This is a genomic window from Devosia insulae DS-56 (genome assembly GCF_000970465.2).
Classification (GTDB): domain Bacteria; phylum Pseudomonadota; class Alphaproteobacteria; order Rhizobiales; family Devosiaceae; genus Devosia_A; species Devosia_A insulae.
The window spans coordinates 1-18,266 of sequence record NZ_LAJE02000112.1 but is presented as its reverse complement, the minus strand read 5'-3'; the positions used below and the strand labels follow the sequence as shown (position 1 = coordinate 18,266).

16 protein-coding genes are annotated in these 18,266 nt (G+C 66.5%); 12 read left to right on the top strand and 4 right to left on the bottom strand.

Annotation, left to right across the window (positions count from 1 at the left end):
- Positions 1 to 8: 8 nt before the first annotated feature.
- Entirely contained in the window at positions 9 to 554 is a 546-nt protein-coding gene (locus tag VW23_RS07305) for an apurinic/apyrimidinic endonuclease family protein (RefSeq protein ID WP_069908919.1), read from the bottom strand.
- Between the two features lie 200 nt (positions 555 to 754).
- Complete coding sequence (locus VW23_RS07300) at positions 755 to 1,939, bottom strand: M24 family metallopeptidase (protein ID WP_069908918.1); 1,185 nt, start codon at positions 1,937 to 1,939, stop codon at positions 755 to 757.
- Between the two features lie 158 nt (positions 1,940 to 2,097).
- Between VW23_RS07300 and VW23_RS07295 the strand changes: the two genes are divergently transcribed.
- The 8 genes from VW23_RS07295 to allB all read left to right on the top strand — a co-directional run bounded on the left by VW23_RS07295 (position 2,098) and on the right by allB (position 12,015).
- Positions 2,098 to 3,294: an ROK family transcriptional regulator gene (locus tag VW23_RS07295; protein ID WP_069908917.1), complete on the top strand. Its 1,197-nt coding sequence runs from the start codon at positions 2,098 to 2,100 to the stop codon at positions 3,292 to 3,294.
- A gap of 98 nt (positions 3,295 to 3,392) precedes the next feature.
- The gene (locus VW23_RS07290; RefSeq protein ID WP_069908916.1) at positions 3,393 to 5,057 is read left to right on the top strand and encodes an ABC transporter substrate-binding protein; all 1,665 of its coding nucleotides are present in this window, start codon (positions 3,393 to 3,395) and stop codon (positions 5,055 to 5,057) included.
- Between the two features lie 180 nt (positions 5,058 to 5,237).
- Positions 5,238 to 6,224, top strand: coding sequence for an ABC transporter permease (locus VW23_RS07285; RefSeq protein ID WP_069908915.1), 987 nt, complete (start codon positions 5,238 to 5,240; stop codon positions 6,222 to 6,224).
- Complete coding sequence (locus VW23_RS07280) at positions 6,225 to 7,151, top strand: ABC transporter permease (RefSeq protein ID WP_084645706.1); 927 nt, start codon at positions 6,225 to 6,227, stop codon at positions 7,149 to 7,151. It begins immediately after the preceding gene.
- A complete protein-coding gene (locus VW23_RS07275; RefSeq protein WP_069908914.1) occupies positions 7,144 to 8,769 on the top strand; it encodes a dipeptide ABC transporter ATP-binding protein in 1,626 nt (541 codons plus the stop codon). The genes VW23_RS07280 and VW23_RS07275 overlap by 8 nt, the downstream gene beginning before the upstream one ends.
- A 2-nt stretch (positions 8,770 to 8,771) precedes the next feature.
- Positions 8,772 to 9,848 carry a sugar phosphate isomerase/epimerase family protein gene (locus tag VW23_RS07270; RefSeq protein ID WP_176730350.1) on the top strand — a complete coding sequence of 359 codons (1,077 nt, stop codon included), beginning with the start codon at positions 8,772 to 8,774 and terminating at the stop codon, positions 9,846 to 9,848.
- An 8-nt stretch (positions 9,849 to 9,856) separates the two neighbouring features.
- Complete coding sequence (locus VW23_RS07265) at positions 9,857 to 10,642, top strand: PIG-L deacetylase family protein (RefSeq protein ID WP_069908913.1); 786 nt, start codon at positions 9,857 to 9,859, stop codon at positions 10,640 to 10,642.
- Positions 10,639 to 12,015: an allantoinase AllB gene (gene allB, locus VW23_RS07260; protein ID WP_244513438.1), complete on the top strand. Its 1,377-nt coding sequence runs from the start codon at positions 10,639 to 10,641 to the stop codon at positions 12,013 to 12,015. Before VW23_RS07265 ends, allB begins: the two co-directional genes overlap by 4 nt.
- On the opposite strand, the gene VW23_RS07255 is transcribed toward allB, so the two are convergent.
- Positions 12,012 to 12,884 (bottom strand): MurR/RpiR family transcriptional regulator, encoded by an 873-nt coding sequence (locus tag VW23_RS07255; protein WP_084645704.1) that lies wholly within the window; start codon positions 12,882 to 12,884, stop codon positions 12,012 to 12,014. The two genes, allB and VW23_RS07255, sit on opposite strands and share 4 nt — an antisense overlap.
- Positions 12,881 to 13,612, bottom strand: coding sequence for an HAD-IIA family hydrolase (locus VW23_RS07250; protein WP_069908912.1), 732 nt, complete (start codon positions 13,610 to 13,612; stop codon positions 12,881 to 12,883). Before VW23_RS07250 ends, VW23_RS07255 begins: the two co-directional genes overlap by 4 nt.
- 135 nt (positions 13,613 to 13,747) lie before the next feature.
- Between VW23_RS07250 and VW23_RS29410 the strand changes: the two genes are divergently transcribed.
- From VW23_RS29410 to VW23_RS07230, 4 genes are all read left to right on the top strand, one after another.
- Positions 13,748 to 14,617, top strand: coding sequence for a metallophosphoesterase family protein (locus VW23_RS29410; protein WP_069908911.1), 870 nt, complete (start codon positions 13,748 to 13,750; stop codon positions 14,615 to 14,617).
- Positions 14,610 to 15,530 (top strand): ABC transporter permease, encoded by a 921-nt coding sequence (locus VW23_RS07240; protein ID WP_069908910.1) that lies wholly within the window; start codon positions 14,610 to 14,612, stop codon positions 15,528 to 15,530. Before VW23_RS29410 ends, VW23_RS07240 begins: the two co-directional genes overlap by 8 nt.
- Positions 15,527 to 16,456, top strand: a complete 930-nt coding sequence (locus tag VW23_RS07235; RefSeq protein WP_069908909.1) for an ABC transporter permease — start codon at positions 15,527 to 15,529, stop codon at positions 16,454 to 16,456. The genes VW23_RS07240 and VW23_RS07235 overlap by 4 nt, the downstream gene beginning before the upstream one ends.
- Positions 16,457 to 16,591: 135 nt before the next feature.
- Positions 16,592 to 18,145, top strand: coding sequence for an ABC transporter substrate-binding protein (locus VW23_RS07230; RefSeq protein WP_069908908.1), 1,554 nt, complete (start codon positions 16,592 to 16,594; stop codon positions 18,143 to 18,145).
- The last annotated feature ends 121 nt before the right edge of the window (positions 18,146 to 18,266 follow it).

The window sequence follows — 18,266 nt, the reverse complement described above, 5'->3', positions numbered from 1 at the left end:
TTGGTTGTTCAAGGAGACAGAGCGTCACGCAAGCTACACTGGATCGCTGGTCGGCAGGTGTGGATGGGTATAGGAGACAGCTCGTAGGAGGTGATTTCCTCGTGGGTTTTGACCAATGCGCGCAGGCCCAGGTCGGCGAGCACCGGCTTGAGCTCGATGAGCAGCGCCGCGACGGCGTCGAGCTGGGCGCGCCAGTTGCTGGCGCGGTCTTCGAGCGTGCCAATGGTGAAGAACATCTCGCGCATGCCGAGCGAGGCGCCAACCTCGAGCAGGCGCCGGACGCCGTGGGCGAGGTCACCGTCGCCCAGCTGCAGCTCGCGGCCGTGCCGGTCGAGCCGCAGCGGGTTGAGCCAGTCGAGGCTCGCGGCGATGGCGATGCCGAGGCTGTCGGCTTCGGCCTTGAGTTCGCGCAGCACGGCAGGGTCGAGCGTCGGGCTCAGTTCGAACAGGCTGTAGAAGGTGATTTCGCCGGCGCCGAGCCCGGCGGCTTTGCTGATGGCGTCGAGCGGGTCGTTGCCGGCGTCGGGGATACTGCCGCGCATCAGTGAGAACATCGGAGGCTCCTGGGGTGCTCTGGGGAGGGGCTGGCATGGCGGCTCAGCGCCCACGGACGTCATTCCCGCGCAGGCGGGAACCTAGTGGGATGCTGCGCCACTCATCGCCGATTGAGAGATCCCACTGGGTCCCCGCCTGCGCGGGGATGACGCCGGTGGGCGGGCAGGGTTTGAGGTGCTGCCTCATCGCAAAGGTGCTCCTAATCGATCTGGAAAATTCCGCGGCGGAAGCGGGTCAGCCACTCGGCGCCGGTGTCGGTCACCAGCGCGACATCGCCGGCGCAGACATGGCCGAGGCCGGGCAGGGTGAAGTTGGGGTGGATCTCGAACACCATGCCCGGTCGCAGCAACGGGCCGTCAGCATCGCGGCTCTTGTCGCGACGCGGCGACAGGGCTTCGGCGAGGCCGGGTTCGCTGTAGTCGAGGCCGAGCCCGTGGCAGGACTGGAAGCGGAAGGGGTCACTGTCGCGGGTATAGGGGCAGATCGCGTCGATGCGGGCTTCGATCAGGTCGACCAGCTCGTGTACCGGACGGCCGGGAATGAGGGCGGCGAGCGCGGCATCCTGGATGTCGAGCAGGCGGGCCGCGGCCTCGCTGAGCTCGGGCGCCGGCTTGCCGCGGCTGCCGATGCGGAGCCCCTGGGCGAAATAGCCTTCGAACGACACCATGGTGCCCAGCTGCACGCGATCGCCTGGCGCGATGCTGGGCGGCAGCTCGAACATCTCGAAATAAGTCACCGGCGGTTCGGGGCCGGTGGAGAGCCAGAGGCGCGAAACATCAGCGCCGAGGGCGCGGCCCGCGTGCTCGACCTCGGCCATCAGGCGGGCCGGGGTGGCCTGGGGCTCAGCGGCATAGGCGAAGGCGCGGGCCAGCATGGCGTCGGAAATCTCCGCGGCGCGGCGGTGCAACGCGGTTTCGGCCGGGTCGCGGTCAAGGCGCATGGCCTGAAGGATCGGATCGATCCGTACCATGCGCGGGAAGGACGAGGCGAAGGTGGCGGCGAGTTTCGCGGTCATCTCGTCGGCGCCAGCGACGCCGACGCGCCAGCGGCTCGCATGGGCGATGGCCGAGGCGCGGGCGACAAGGCCGGCCGGGCCGGCGGTCTCGACTTGGTAGAGGCCGCCGACACGGGTTGTGAACAGCCGGGCCTCGTTCTTGCCGGGCGCCACGATCACCGCGTCGGTGGCGGTGATCACCAGCATCGAGGGCGCCCACATCGGGGTGAAGTTGGTGAACCAGCCGATATTGCCGCTCGATTGGGTGGCGGCGGCGAGGCCGCGTGGCGCCGAGAAGGCGACGATGGCATCGAGGCCGTGACGCTGCAGCAACTCGCGACCGGCGCTTAGCCGTTGTTCAAGCAGGGCAATCGGGAGGGCGGTGGTCATGGCTCGTCCACAGGGTGAGTGAGGCGGTTTTGCTTGGTCGCGAGATCGAACCGGAAAAGTCTGCAACTTTTCCTGATCACGCTCCGGCTGTGCCGCTTGACAATACGTTCGGGATGGTTCGATATCAGACTGTAAAGAAAGTTACCAGACAGTCTCAGATGGACATGCAGATCCTCTCCGGCAGCCCCCGGCTGCTCCGCAACCTCAACGAGAAAGCCGTGTTGCAGCGGCTGCTCGCCGAGGGCTCGCTGACGCGCATGGAGCTCGAAGCTTTCACTGGGCTGTCGAAGCCGGCGATGTCGGATCTGCTGCGCCGGCTGGAATCGGCAAGCCTTATCCGTCGCGACGGAGAGAAGGCCGGCACCTATGGCCCCAAGGCAGGGCTGTGGAGTCTCGAACCCCGCTCCGGGTTCGTTGCAGGCATCGATGTCGGCTCCCACGGCATCGATGCCGCCATTTCCGATATCACCGGCAACACCATTGCCAGCTTCCGGCACGCTGCCGAGCCGGGCGATCGCTATGACGCGCATGAGAGGCTGACTTCGGTGCTGGCGAGCGTCACCCGGGAAGCCGGGATCACCGTGCGCGATATCGATCAGCTGGCGGTGGGTCTCCCCGGCATTGTCGATATCCGGGCGGGGAACCTCCGCAAGGGCCAGCAGCTCCCCAACTGGGAGGGCTACCACATCCCCGAGGCACTCGAGAGCGTGCTCGGGCATCGCCATGTGCTGATCGAGAACGACGTGAACCTCGTCGCCATCGAGGAGATGGCGTGCGGCGCCGCCAATGGCGTGCAGTCGTTCATTCTGCTCTGGGTGGGCGATGGCGTCGGCGCCGGCGTGGTGATCGGCGGGCGGCTGATGCATGGCTCGACCGGCACCGCGGGCGAACTGGGCGGCGCCATGGTGCCCGACCGGATGGCCAGGCCCGGCGAGCCGGTAAAGATGGCGCTGGTCGAAGCGCTGCTCGACGTGCCGGCGATCGACGCGCTGGTCGCGGCGCACCAGCTGCGCGGGCCGGACAGTGCCGAGGCGATCCGCCAGGCGGGGCTCAGCGACAAGCACCCGAAATTCTTCGCCGAGCTCGGCTATCGCGTCGCTGCGGCGCTGACCGGAGCGATCGGCATTCTCGACCCTGAAATGGTGGTGTTGGGCGGGGCCATCGGCCGCGCCGGAGGACGGGCGCTGGCCGACAGCGTCGCCGATATCCTCAAGACCCTGCCGATCGCCATTCCACAGATTGTCCCGACCGCGGTGAACAGCAATGCCGTGCGGGCGGGGGCCGTAGAACTCGCGCTCGAGCATGCTCGAGAACGTGTGTTCACGGGAGGCAGCGCGGCACGCGGCCTCCCGTGAGGAGATTGGACCACTTGATGAGAAGCACCCATTCCCCGGAGACGATTATGCATACCAATTCAGTGCCTAAACAGCCCTCCCCGGGCTTGATCGGACGTTTGCGCACAAGCCTTCGCGCCCTGGCGCTGGGCGCACTGGCCAGCGTATCCGCCTTTGCCGTCACCGCTCCGGCGCTCGCCGAAGTCCCGCTCGACCAGCTGGTCCGGATCGTGGCCGAGGGCGGCAACAGTTTTACCCGCACCTTCAACCCGTTCTCGCCGACGGCGCGCTGGGTCAGCACGCGGACCATGTACGAGCCGCTGATGATCCAGAACTATGCCACCGGCAAGCTCGATCCGTGGCTGGCGACGGCCTATGAATGGTCGGCCGACGCCCTGAGCCTGACGGTGACGCTGCGCGACGACGTGAAGTGGTCGGACGGCCAGCCGTTCAGCGCCGACGACGTCAAGTTCACCTTCGAACTGATGAAGGCCAACCCCGGCCTGATCGGGCCGGCATCCGGCGCCTTCGGGCAGTATCTCGCTTCGGTCGAGGCGGTTGACGCCAAGACGGTGAAGTTCACCTTCTCCTCGACCTACACCCCCGGCCTCTACTCGCTGGTCGACCAGTTCATCGTGCCGCAGCATGTCTGGAAGGACGTGGCCGACCCGGTGACCTTCGAGAACCCCGATCCGGTTGGCACCGGCCCGTTCACCACCATCGATGCCTTCGGCACCGATCGCTACCAGGTGACCAAGAACCCGAATTACTGGCAGCCGCTCAACATCGAGGGCGTGTTCGTCCAGGGCTTTAACGGCAACGACCAGGTCAGCGCCGCGACGCTCTCAGGCAATCTCGACTGGGGTGGGCTGGTGCCTGACCCGGACGTGACGTTCGTGCCGCTCGATCCCGAGCATTTCGGCTATTGGTGGCCGCGCACCTCGGTGGTGCTGCTGCTCGCCAATACCACTGACGGGGCGCTGGGCGACCCGGTGGTGCGGAAGGCCATGAGCATGGCGCTCGACCGCCAGCGGATGATCAATACCGGGGTCTGGGGCAAGTCGGTTGCCGCCAATGCTACCGGCCTGCCGGAAGCGCCGTTCAAGGATTGGCTCGACGCCAAGGTGATCGCCGACGGTGCCTCCTGGGTCAGCATCGACCCCGATGCCGCCAACAAGATGCTCGACGACGCCGGCTACACCAAGGGCGCTGACGGGGTCCGCGTCGGCAAGGACGGGAAGCCGCTCAAGTACGACATCATCGTGCCCTCGGGCTGGAATGACTGGGTGTCGGCCTGCCAGATCGTCGCTGAGAACCTCAAGGATATCGGCATCGACGTGACGCTCCGCACCACCACGGCGGACAGCTGGACCAACTCGACCTTTACCGGCCAGTTCCAGCTCTCGCTCGGCACCGCGCAGCGGACGGCGACGCCGTTCGAGTTCTATCGCAACAACATGGCGACCACTTCGGTGAAGCCGGTTGGCGAAGCCTCGCCCAACAACCAGCAGCGCTATGGCGACCCCAAAGTCGATGAACTGCTGGCAAAGTTCGCCGCTTCGACCGATGCCGCCGAGCAGAAGGCGATCATCGCCGAACTCGAAGGCATGTTCTCGGCCGCCGCGCCCGCCATCCCGCTCTACGAGCAGCCGGACTGGGGTCTCTACAACACCCGTCGCTTCACCGGCTTCCCGAACGAGCAGGACCCGTACGCGCCGCTCAGCCTGCAGATGACCAATGGTCCGCTGCTGGTCTGGCCGCACCTGGCCCGCCGCGCCGAATAACGCGTCGCACGTCTCGACTATGTGACACGGAGCTCCCGCCTAGGATCAGGATTGCGCTTCTTTGAATCGCCATCCTGATCCCGGTCCCTGCTTGGTCGCGAGATCGAACCGGAAAAGTCTGCAACTTTTCCTGATCTCGCTCCTGGCGGGTGGGAGCCTCCTTTTACCCGGAGCCTGCCGATGTATTACATTGCGAAGCGATTGGCGTTCTATGTGCTGGCAGCGTTCGTCGCCATCACCGTCAACTTCTTCCTGCCGCGGCTGACCCCGGGCGATCCGGCGTCGACCATCGTCGCCACCTATTCGACCTCGCTGAACGCCGAGTCGCTGGCGGCGCTGAAGGCAGCCTACGGGCTCACCGACGAGCCGCTGCTGCAGCAATACCTGACCTATCTGGGCAATGTGCTGCGCGGCGATTTCGGCCGCTCGCTCTCCAATTTCCCCGCGCCGGTGATGGCAGTGATCGGCGCCGGGTTCGGCTGGTCGATCCTCCTCGGTCTCACCTCGGTGCTGCTCAGTTTCGTGCTTGGCTCGGTGCTCGGCGCCATCGCGGCGTGGCGGCGCGGCGGCTGGTTCGACAAGCTGACGCCGCCGGTGCTGCTGTTCCTCGGCTCGTTCCCCTATTTCTTCCTGGCGCTGCTGCTGTTCTACGTCTTCTGCTTCAAGCTCGGCTGGTTCCCGATGGGCAACGCCTATTCGAGCGTCAACCCGCCGGCGCTGAACCTCGCTGGTGTAGGCGATATCCTGATGCACCTGATCGCGCCGGCCTTCACCATCGTCCTGGTGTCGCTCGGGCCGTGGACGCTCAACATGCGCAACGCCATGATCGGCGTGTTGAGCGAGGACTATTTGACCCTCGCCGAGGCCAAGGGGCTGCAGCCGCGCCGGGTGCTGCTGTCGCATGCAGTGCGCACGGCGCTCCTTCCCAACATCACGGCGCTCGGCGCCGCGGTGGGGGCGGTGTTTTCGGGGCAGCTCCTGACCGAGATCGTCTTTACCTATCCCGGCCTCGGCTATTCGCTGATGCGCGCCGTGAGCGCCGTCGATTACCCGCTGATGCAGGCGCTGTTCCTCATCATCACCCTGTCGGTGCTGGCGGCGAATTTCTTCGTCGACACGCTCTACGTGCTGCTCGATCCGCGAGTGCGGACGGGCGGGGAGGCTTAGATGTCGCTCAGCGAAACCTTCGGCGCCAAGGCGCGCCGGCAACTCCTCGGCTCGATCCCGGTAACGGTCGGGCTGGTCATTCTCGGCGCCCTGGTCGCGGCCAGCGTGCTGGCGCAGGTGATCGCGCCCTATAACCCCAAGCGCGCCACCGGCGGGATCAACGAGCCGCCCTCGCTCGCCCACCTGTTCGGCACCACGGGGCAGGGCCAGGACGTCTTGAGTCAGTTCCTTTATGGCGGGCAGAACACCCTGTGGGTGGCCTTCTCCATCGCGGTGCTCACCACCCTCCTCGCACTGGTCGTAGCGCTCACCGCCGCCTATTTCCGCGGCTGGGTCGATGACGTACTGACGCTCGTCACCAATGTTTTCCTCGTCATCCCCGGCCTGCCGCTGGTGGTGGTGCTGGCGGCGTTCCTGCCGCCCGGGCCGCTGACCATGATCATGGTGCTGACCATTACCGGCTGGGCCTTCGGGGCGCGCTTGTTCCGCTCGCAGGCGCTCAGCCTCCGGGAACGCGAGTTCATCGCTGCCGCCGAAGACGTGGGCGAAAGCCGCTGGCGCATCGTCGCCATCGAGCTCTTGCCGAACATGGGCTCGGTGGTTGCTGCCTATTTCGTCAACCAGGTGATCTTCGCCATCACCGCGCAGGCCTCGCTGGAATTCCTCGGGCTGGGCGATGGCGGGCAGATCACCTGGGGCTCGATGTTGTTCTGGGCGCAGAACAGTTCCGCCCTGATCCGCGGCGCCTGGTGGACCTTCGTCGTCCCCGGCATGGCCATCGCGCTCACTGCCTTCTCGCTGGCGCTGATCAACAACGCGGTCGACGAGATCGGCAACCCGCGGCTGCGCGCCGATCGGTTGCTGCGCCGGGCCGGCGTCAGGAAACCGAGCGCCACGCTCATGACTCCGGTGAAGCGCGATGCTTGACGTTCCCGCCCTCGATATCGTCGATCTCAGCGTCGGCTATGCCGGCGAGAATGGCATCATCCCGGCGGTTGATCGGGTGTCGTTCAACATCGCCGCGGGCGAGTTCATGGGGCTCGCCGGGGAATCCGGCTGCGGCAAGTCGACGATCGCCCAGTCGATCCTGCGGCTGTTGCGGGCGCCGGGGATCATTACCGGCGGCGAGATCCGCATTGCCGGCAACGACATGTTGTCACAGGACGATAATGCGGTACGGGCGCTGCGCTGGCGTACCGCCTCGATTGTCCTCCAGAACTCGCTGACCTCGCTCAATCCGGTGAAGCGGATCGCGTGGCAGCTGCAGGAGGCGCTCAATCGCGGCACCTCCGCCGTGGGGCGGACACCGGCCGAGCTGCTGCAGATGGTCGATATCGACCCCAAACGCCTGCGGGCCTACCCGCACGAACTGTCGGGCGGGCAGCGGCAGCGCGTGGTGATCGCCATGGCGCTGGCGCTCGAACCGAAGCTCATCATCCTCGACGAGCCGACGACGGCGCTCGACGTGATCGTGCAGCAGGAAATCTTCGTCACGGTGAAGGCGCTGCAGCGGCAGATGGGCTTTGCCGTGCTGCTGATCACTCACGATCTGCCGCTGCTGTTCGAGGTGGCCGACCGCATCGCGGTGATGCGGGATGGCAGGATCGTCGAGACGGCGCCGGTGCCGAGGTTCCGGCAGCACCAGGAGCATCCCTATTCGCGGGCGCTGCTGACCGCGTCGCCGAAGGTGGATTTCACCACCCCGTCGGTGGCGCGGCCGAAATCGGTGGCGCATCCGGTGCTCGAGACGGCGCATCTCACGAAGGCCTATGGCACCAACCCGCTCACCGGGCGCTCTGCCCTGGTGGCGGTCAACGATGTGTCGTTCCGGCTGGCGTCGGGCGAGATCGTGGCGCTGGTCGGCGCCTCGGGCAGCGGCAAATCGACCTTCGGGCGGATCGTCACCGGCCTCACCCGTCCGAGCTCCGGCGACGTGCTGGTCGATGGCCGGACGCCGGTGCCGGTGTCGCGTCGCCGGCCGCACCAGCCGCGCGCCGCGCAGATGGTGTTCCAGGATGTCTATGGCTCGCTCAACCCGCTGCACACTATCGGCCATCACCTGCGCCGGGCGGTGATCTCGGCGCCGGGTGGCGACAAGACCGATGTCGAGGGCCGGGTGGCGGCGCTCCTCACCGAAGTCGGGTTGACCCCGACCGCCAGCTATCTCGACCGCAGGCCGCATGAGCTTTCGGGTGGGCAGCGCCAGCGCGTCGGTCTCGCCCGGGCGCTTGCTGCGTCGCCGAAACTGCTGGTGGCGGACGAGCCGGTATCGATGCTCGACGTGTCGATCCGGCGCGACATCCTCAACCTGATCGCGCGACTGCGCGACGAGCAGGGCGTCGCGGTCCTCTACATCACCCATGACGTGGTCAGCGCCGGCTATATCGCCGACCGCATCGCGGTGATGCATCGCGGCCAGATCGTCGAGGAGGGGCTGGCCAAGGCCGTCCTTGCCAATCCGCAGCACGCCTGTACGCGCCAGCTCATCGCCGCCGTTCCCGGCGGCCTCGGGCTCGAAACTCCCAACCCGGTTCCCGCATCATGACAGTGACGTCTCAAATTCCCGAAATCCGCGTCGGCATCGACGGGCGGAAGTTTCCCCGCGCCGCCGAGCTCGGTCCGCTCAAGCTCATCGAGCGCTGCGCTGAACTTGGCCATGCCGGGGTGTTCTTCCGCACCGTGCTCGACGTCTCGCCGACGCTCGATGCGGGGTTCCTCGCCGCAGTGAAGCAGCGGGCCGACGAGCTCGGGCTCTATCTCGAAATGGGGCTGGGGAAGATCAACCCCTACAACACACCCGAAGCGCCCGAGGTGCGTGATGTCGGCAAGGGCGACTACCTTCTCGGCATGACACGGATGATCGAAGCGACCACTGCGATCGGCTGCACGGCGCTGTGGGGCGATACCGCCAACTACCAGCGGCACGAGTGGGGACTTCACGCCATCGACCGCTACCGCACCGATGTCGACTGGGCCGACCAGCTCGAGGCGACGCGAAAATTCCTGTCGAAGCTGCAGCCGGTGCTTCGGGATCGCGGCGCGGTCATCGCGGTCGAGACACACGAGGAGATCACCACCGCGGAGATCGTCCGGCTGGTGGAACAGGTCGGCGCCGATACGCTGGGGGTGACGCTCGACCTCGCCAATGTGGTGGTGCGCGGCGAGGATCCGGTGGCGGCCACCCGCCGGGTCGCGCCCTATGTGAAAAAGACCCATATGCGCGACATCGTGCTGTTCGCTCGCCCGCTCGGGCTGGAGCGGCAGACACGGGCCTGCGGCGACGGGGTAATCGACTGGCAGGCCGTGCTCGGCGCGCTGTTTGCGGCCGGCAGCTTCCCCAACTTCACCATCGAGAATGTCTGGGGCTCGGACAAGAACCAGATCCCGCTGTTCGATCCGGACTGGCAGGCCCGCCAGCCCGATGCCGAGATGGGCGAAATCCTCGAGCTGATCCGCCTGTCACGGCTGTTCGAGGATGGCGTTGCCGACGGCAGCATGATCGCCCCGGACGACTATTTCTCGGAGCACCCCGACCTCGACGAGCTCGAAGGGTTCGTCACGCGCAGTGGCGCGACCCTCAAGGCGGCAGCCGACGCGCTGCGCGCCAACGTTTCAAAGGAGTAATGCCGCAAATGAATTATCCGCTCAAAGTGCTCGTCGTCGAAGCCCATCCCGACGAAGCGGAAATGTACTCCGGCGGCACCATGCGGCTCCTCGCCGACAAGGGGGCGGCCGTCAAGTTCATGTCGCTGACCAATGGCGATGCCGGCCACTACCAGATGGACCGCGAGCCGCTGCAGCGCCGCCGGGCCCGCGAGGCCTACACCGCCGCCCGCCATCTCGGGGTGCTCGATTACGAGATCCTCGATATCCACGATGGCGAACTGGTGCCGGACCTCGCGGTGCGCACCGCGGTGATCTCGGCGATCCGCCGCTGGCAGGCCGATATCGTCATCACCTTCCATGACGACTGCCCCGGCCATCTCGACAACCGTGCCGCCGGCCGGGCGGTGCGCGAGGCCTCGGGCTTCTGCACCAACGGCAATATCGTGCCGGAGGTGCCGCCGCTGGCCGACGCGCCGATCTGCTTGAAAATGACCGATTACGGCGCCATCGACGTGCACCAGCACGACGTGGTGGTGGATGTCGGCGCGTCGATCGATGCCAAGCTCAAGGCGTGTGCCGCGCACGCCACGCAGTTCTACGAGTTCGCGCCGTTTGAGCGTGGCTTCCTCAACGAAGCGCCCGTCATCGGCGATTGGGCCGCGGAACGCGCCTTCATCCTCAAGTACTGGCCGGAGTTCATGTACACCCAGCCCGGCATGTCCGGCGCCGGCGAGTTCGCCGAGAGCTTCCAGCTTGCCGACTACGGCCGCAAGGTCACGGCCAAGGAGGTCTCGGCGTTGCTGGGCGTGTGACAGCCGTGATCGCCGACCTCTATTTCCGCAACGCCCGTGTCGTTACCGAGGAGCGCGAGTTCCTCGGCGGCGTCACCGTGGCGGGCGGACGCATTGCCGGGGTGATGGAGGGCGACCCGTCGGTTGCGGCCCGCGACAGCATCGACGCGACCGGCTTGCTGCTGCTGCCCGGGCTGGTCGATGCGCATGTGCATTTCTCCGAGCCGGGACGCGGACACTGGGAAGGCTTTGAAACCGGCAGCCGGGCGGCCGCCGCCGGTGGCGTGACCACGTTCGTCGAAATGCCGCTCAACGCGCACCCGCCGACCACCGACGCGGCCGCGCTGGCGCTGAAGCAGGCGGCGGCTGCGGTCAGCCATGTCGACTATGCGCTGTGGGGCGGGCTGGTCGACGACAACCTCAATGACCTTGCGGACCTGCAGCACGGCGGGGTGGTCGGCTACAAGGCGTTCATGGTGACGGCGACCGATTTCGCCCGCTCCGATCGCCGGATCCTGAGGGCCGGGATGGAGCAGATAGCCGGCTTCGGCTCGTTCCTGGCGGTGCATGCCGAAGACGAGGCGATGACACTGCGCCTCGCGGCGGAACTTCGCGCCGAGGGGCGGCGGGATCGCCTCGCCTGGGGCGAGAGCCGGCCGATCGCAGCGGAACTCGCGGCGATCGATGAGGCCATCGCGCTTGCCGATGCGACAGGGGCGCGGCTGCACATCGTGCATGTCTCGTCTGCCGCCGGCATCGACCGGATCAGTGCCGCCAAGCGGCGCGGCATGAAGGTGACGGCAGAGACCTGCCCGCACTATCTCTGCTTCGACGAGACCGACCTGGTGCGGCTCGGGCCGGTGGCCAAATGCGCGCCGCCGCTGCGTCCGCCGGCCGAGCGGGAGCGGCTGTGGGACCGGGTGCTGGCGGGAGCGGTCGACGTTATCGCCTCGGATCACTCGCCTTGCCTGTGGCCGGAAAAGACCGCTGGCGACGACGATATCTTTGCCGCCTGGGGCGGCATTTCCGGCCTGCAGTCGACGCTGCCGGCACTGCTCACCGAAGGTGTCGAGCGCCGTGGCCTGAGGCTGACGGAGCTGGTGCGGATGACGGCGGCAGCGCCGGCCCGGCTGTTTGGTTTCGGCGATCGCAAGGGGCGGCTGGCGGTGGGCGCCGACGCCGACCTGGTGCTGGTCGATCCAAAGGCGGCGTTCGTGCTCGCCGCTAACGACCTGTTCTATCGCAACCGGCACAGCGCCTATGTCGGCGCTCAGTTCACCGGCAGCGTCAACAGAACGATCAGCCGCGGGCTGACCGTCTATCACGACGGGCGGATCGTCGGTCCGGCGGGGCATGGTCGGCGGCTCGAGGCAGCGCCGACGCGGGAGGCCTAGACCCGCTTGGTCGACAGCACGTCGAACGTCCGTTCGATCGTCGCCACCGCACGGTCGTAGTCGGCCAGCGCCAAGGCGGCGATCAGGGCGTCGATGATGGCGAGCTGGGCGATGCGGCTGGTCATCGCTTCGGTGCGGAACTGGGTTTCCCGGGCCAGCGTGTTGAGCACGATATCGGCATAGCTGAGGATCGGCGACTTGCCGAAATTGGTGACGGCGATGGTGGTGGCGCCGGCTTCCTTGGCGAGGCGGGTGGCGGTCAGGGTCTCGATGGTCGAGCCCGAATGCGAGATGGTGAGCACCGCGACATCAGGGGTGCAGAGCGCCGCGGTGATGGCCTGCACATGGCTGTCGACGGTGGCGCGGGAATTGATGCCGATGCGCAAGAGCCGGTAATTGGCGTCCTCGGCAATGGTGGCGGCGCTGCCGATGCCGAACACTTCGACGCGGCTCGCCTTGCGGATGGCGGCGACAGCGCGGGCCAGCTGGCCGAGGTCGAGCGCCTTCTGGGTATCGTGCAGGGCCTGCAGGTCGGACTGGAAGATCTTCTCGACCACGGTCGCGAGGTCGTCATCGGGCTCGAGATCCTCGTGGATGAACTGCACCGGCTGCACCAGGTCGCGGGCGATGGCGATCTTGACCTGCTGGAAGCCGCGAGCGCCGAGCTGCTGGCAGAGGCTGATGACGCTGCCTTCGCTGGAGCCGGAACGCTCCGCCACCTCGGTCACCGACATGTGGACGACATCGGAGGCATTGGCGGTGATGAAATCGGCGATGCGGCCAGCGGTGGGCGGCAGGTTCGGCCGCAGCGCCGCGATGCGGTCGAGGATGCCGGAGAGCTGGCGCGGTTCGGTGCGCTCGGTGCTCATGCCGAAGTGAGCTCACGCAGCGCTTCGTTCAGCCCGCCCGGCACAGCCTGCCAGAAGGTCATGCCGAGGGCACGCGAGCCCGCGCCATCGGTCAGGGGATTGTCGCCGATCATCACACCCTCTTCCGGCGCGATGCCGAGCCGCTCGCAGCCGAGCCGGAACAGCGCCGGCTCGGGCTTGCCGATCACCGTATGCGGCACCGGGCCGGCACAGGCAAGCACGGCTGCGGCCAGCGCACCGGCCTCGGGCACCGGCTGGCCGCTGGGGCCGGGATGGGTGGTATCGGGGCAGGCGACGACCAGTTCGGCGCCGCGCGCCATGGCCTCGGCGGCGGCAGCGAGCTTGCCGTAGTTGAAGCGCCGGTCGCGTGCCACCAGCACCACGTCGGTCTCGGGCTGGTCGACGTCGAGGCCCAGCCGACGCGCATAGGCGCGGAGCGGGGTCGAGCCGAGCACCATCACCCGGGCGCGCGGCTGGCGCCGGGCGATGGTTTCGAGGGCGCAGGTGCCGGCGAGGATGATGCGGTCGGCCGGGATAACGATGCCGAGATCGGCGAAGCGGCTCATCAGCTGCAGCGGGGTGTGCTCGGAATCGTTTGAGACAATGGCGAAACGGCCCTCGAGCCGGCTCAGCAGCTCGCGGGCTCCAGGCAACAGGTGCCGGCCGCTCATCAATGTGCCGTCGAGGTCGATGAGGTAGCCGCGTGCGGAATGCACATTGGGCAGCAAGGCGAAACTCCCTGATTTGCCAGTCGAATCTGGACTGAGCTTGTCTCAGTGTCAAGCTGTGTACTAGCTGAGACAATTTCATAAGAGTGTCACATAGCGGCGCTATCGATTGGGCAGCAACGAGAGGGCCGAGCCATGAAGATCGCTGTTATCACCGACATCCATCACGGCCCGCAGTCGCACACCAAGGAGCCGGGCTGGGATGCATTGCAGGTGATGCGCGACTGCATCTGGCATGCCGGCGAGCAGGGTGCCGACCTGTTGCTCGACCTCGGCGATCGCATCTCCGACACCACCCGCGAAGGCGACCGGCAGGTGGCGGCGGAAGTCGCTGCCACCTTCGCGACCTTCAACGGGCCGCGCTATCATGTGCTCGGCAACCACGACGTCGCCAATATGAGTATCGAAGACAATGAGGAGATCCTCGGCCAGTCGATGCAGAGCTCGGTGGTCGACCTCGGCGAGGCGCGGCTGATCCTCTGGCAGCCGGGCGTCAAGATCGAGTGGCCGACGGGGTTCCCGCACGCCTCGGCGAACCTCGACTGGCTGGTCGAGACGCTCAGCGCTGATACAAAGCCCGCCATCATCGCCACGCACGTGCCGCTCTCGGGTCACCTGCAGGTCGGCAACTATTATTTTGAGCGCAACCCGCAGTTCGCCACCTATCCGGACCATGTGACGGTGCGCGAGGCGGTCGAGGCGACCGGCAACGCGGCGCTCTGGCTTTCGGGCCACGTGCACTGGAACACTGTCACCAATGTGCGCGGCCTGCCGCATATCACCGTGCAGTCGGTAAGCGAGCGCTTCACCACTTTCCCCTACGGCGCGGCCGCGTTCGCCATGCTCGAGATCGCCGACGGCAAGTTCTCGCTCGAGGTGCATGGCCGCGACCCGTTCGCCGTTTCGATGCCGTTCCGCCGCTCCGGCGAACGCCCGTGGATGCCGGCGCTGGCGCCGTTCACGGCGCGCGAGGTGCCGGCCGAGCGGGAGGCGGAACGTGCTTGATTTCCTCACCCGGCGCACGCTCGGCTCGCTGGCGACGCTGATCGTCGTGGTGGTGGCGGTGTTCTTTGCCACCCGCCTTTCCGGCAACGCCATGGACTACATGCTGCCGCCGGGGATCGACACTGAGACCAAGGCGGCGATGGTGAAACATTTCGGCCTCGACCAGCCGCTGTGGTTGCAGTTCTGGCGCTATGTCACCGGGCTGTTCAGTGGCGATGTCGGGATCAGTCTGTTCGAGCGCCGCTCGGTGGTCGCGATCTATGCGGAGCGGCTGCCCAATACTGTGATGCTGTTCAGCTATGCGCTCGTCCTCTCGGTCGCCCTCGGCGTGCCGCTGGGGATTGCCGCAGCGCTGAATCGGCGCAACCCCTTGGGTTCGGCGATCATGGCGGTGGCGTTTGTCGGCTATGCGACGCCGAACTTCGTCCTCGCCATCGTGATGATCCTGATCTTCTCGTTCAACCTCCACTGGTTGCCGAGCTCGGGCGACGCGACGCCGCTGCATTTCCTGATGCCGTCGGTCGTGCTTGCGGCGCCGATGCTGGCCGAGATCGTGCGCTTCACCCGCAACGCACTGCTCGACGTCTTGAGCCAGGATTACCTCCGCACCGCGCGGGCCAAGGGGCTGCCGGAATGGCTGGTGATCGTCAAGCATGCGCTGCGCAACGCCGCGATCCCGGTGGTCACCATCATCGGGTTGCAGGTGGCCGGCATGGTGGCGCGTTGCGTGCTGGTCGAAGCGGTGTTCGCCACCAAGGGCATTGGCGACCTCGTGGTGTTCGCCACCATGCAGCGCGATTACCCGGTGCTGCAGTTCGGGGTGATCCTCATCGCCGCCCTGGTGGTCGTCGTCTCGCTGGTCGTCGACCTGCTCTACGCCGCCATCGATCCTCGCGTGAAGGTGACAGCATGACCGACCTTGCCGCTCCCCTGCCGGGCCTCGCGCCGGCGCCCAACACCAGCAACAAGACTCGCAACGGCCGTCGCGGCCAGGGCACGCTCGCCATGCTGTGGCGCAAGGCCAACTGGCTGATGCGCCTCTATATCGGGCTGTTCGTCTTGATCCTGCTCGTGGCGTTGTTCGCGCCGCTGCTGGCGCCGTACGATCCGAACGCCCAGACGCTGCTGGCGCGGCTGCGTCCGCCGGTCGGCTTCGATCGGGCCATGCCGGCGCATCCGCTCGGCACCGACCAGCTCGGCCGCGACATGCTCTCGCGCACCCTCTACGGCTTGCAACTGACCATGCTCATCGCCCTGGTCGGCAGCCTGATCTCGATGGTTCTCGGCACGGCGCTTGGCGTCATCGCTGGTTATGTCCGTGGGCCCCTCGGGGCGCTGATCATGGCGCTGGTCGATATCCAGATCGCCGTGCCGTTCACGCTGATCGCGCTCCTCGTCATAGCCATCTTCGGGAACTCGCTGCCGGTGCTGATCACGGTGATCGGTATCGCCGGCTGGGAGGCCTATGCACGGGTGGTGCGGGCCCAGGTGTTGACGGTGTCGCGCATGCCATTCGTCGAGGCGACCATCGCCGCCGGCGCCACGCACTCGCGCATCCTTCTGAAGCACATCCTGCCCAATATCGTCTCGCCCATCATCGTGATGTGGACGATGACCTTCTCGGCGCTGATCCTCTTGGAAAGCTCGATGTCGTTCCTCGGGCTCGGGGTGCAGCCGCCCACCGCGACGCTCGGCTCCATGGTCGGGCTCGGCCGCGATTACCTCGCGTCCAACCCATGGATCGCCGTTGTGCCATCGCTTGCCATCATGTTCGTCTCGCTGCTGGTCCTCCTGATCGGCGACTGGCTGCGCGACGCGCTCGACGTCAAGCTCAAGTAACCGGGCCAACCCGGCAACCCGGCTGTCGCGGTCTCCCTTTCCCCGCGCCCGCCTGTCACCACCCCGCACGTCAGTCCTCTGTCCGATCCCCGATCGGCCGGCTGGGAGGGCGCATGTCAAAAACAGGATGCTATCATGCACAAGACCCTGCTCATCGCCCTCGCCACAACCACCATGCTGGTGGCCCCCAGCCACGCGCTCGACCTCAAGGTCGCGGTGCAGAACCTGCCGGCGACGCTCGACCCCGGCAAGGACCACTCCAATACCGGCTCGCAGATCTACTACAACGCCTTCGATCCGCTGATCGAGAAGGACTATGCCGCCGCTGAAGTCAGCTTCAAGCCGGGCATTGCCACCGAGTGGAAGCAGATCGAGCCGACCATCTTCGAGGTGAAGCTGCGCGACGGCGTGAAGTTCCACAACGGCGCCACCGTGACCGCCGAGGACGTGGTGTTCTCGTTCGAGCGCATCATCAACGAAGCGACACCCGAGTTCGGCTCGGTGAAGAAGCAGTTCTTCAACAATTTCGAGAAGGTCGCGGCGGTCGACGCGACCACGGTGCGCTTCACCACCTTCAAGCCCGAGCCGCTGTTCGAAACGCTGCTCAACACCTCGGAAGGCTCGATCGTTCCCAAGGCCTATATCGCCGGCCTCTCGGGTGACCCCGCCGTGGTGGAGCCCTCGGACTTCGACGCCTTCGGCCTCGCGCCGGTTGGCACCGGCCCCTACTCGATCCAGAATTTTCAGCCCGGTGAGGGCCTGACCTATGTGAAGTTCGCCGACTACTGGGGCGACAAGGCGCCGCTCGACAGCGCCGAACTCCGCCGTATTCCCGAAATGGCGACCCGCATCACGGCGCTCGCGAACGGCGAAGTCGACCTCATCACCAACGTGCCGCCCGACCAGCTGGCGACCATCGAAGCCAACCCGAACCTCAAGGTCGAGGGCGCGGTAACGCCGCTGTTCCACGTGGTGTTCTTCAATACCGAAAACCCGAAGATGGCCGACAAGCGGGTTCGCCAGGCGCTCAGCATGGCGATCGACAGGAACCTGCTCAATGAAGCGCTGTGGCTGGGCAAGGCCGTGGTGCCCTCGACCCACACCTACCCGCAGTACGGCGAGCTCTACATGCCGGAGCTCAATACCTTCGAGTACAACCCGGAAAAGGCCAAGGAGCTGCTGAAGGAAGCCGGCTTCGAGGGCCAGACGGTCCGCTACGACACCGATCCCGTCTACTACACCAACGGGCTGCTCGCCGCGCAGGCGATCAAGGAGATGTGGGCGGCGGTCGGCGTCACCATGGACCTGAAGGTCGATCCGAAATGGACCGGCGACGACAAGGACATGGAATCGCGCAACTGGTCGAACCCGATGTACTTCGCCGACCCGGCGGGTTCGTTCGGCACGATGTGGAGCCCGACTGGCGCCCGCATCACCGGCGGTTCGTGGAAGCCGAATGAAGCGTACACCGAGATGTGGGAGCGCTTCCGCTACTCGACCGATATCGCGACCCGCAAGGCCGCCTATGCCGAGATCATGGCCTATGTGAAGGACGAGGCTCCGGTCCTGGTGCTGTACCAGCCGTATGAATCCTACGGCATGACCAAGAGCCTCGAGTGGAAGCCGCTGCCGGGCCACATCCCTTATGTGCTCGACTTTCGCGCCGGCGCGGTCGCCTTCAACGACTGATGCACCTGCCGGCGGGGAGCGATCCCCGCCGGCCTCTTCCACCAGCGCACGGAACTCTCAGTAATCCTCCCCCGCGTGGCGGGGGAGGGGGACCGCCCGAAGCTGTCTCTTATTCCCATCT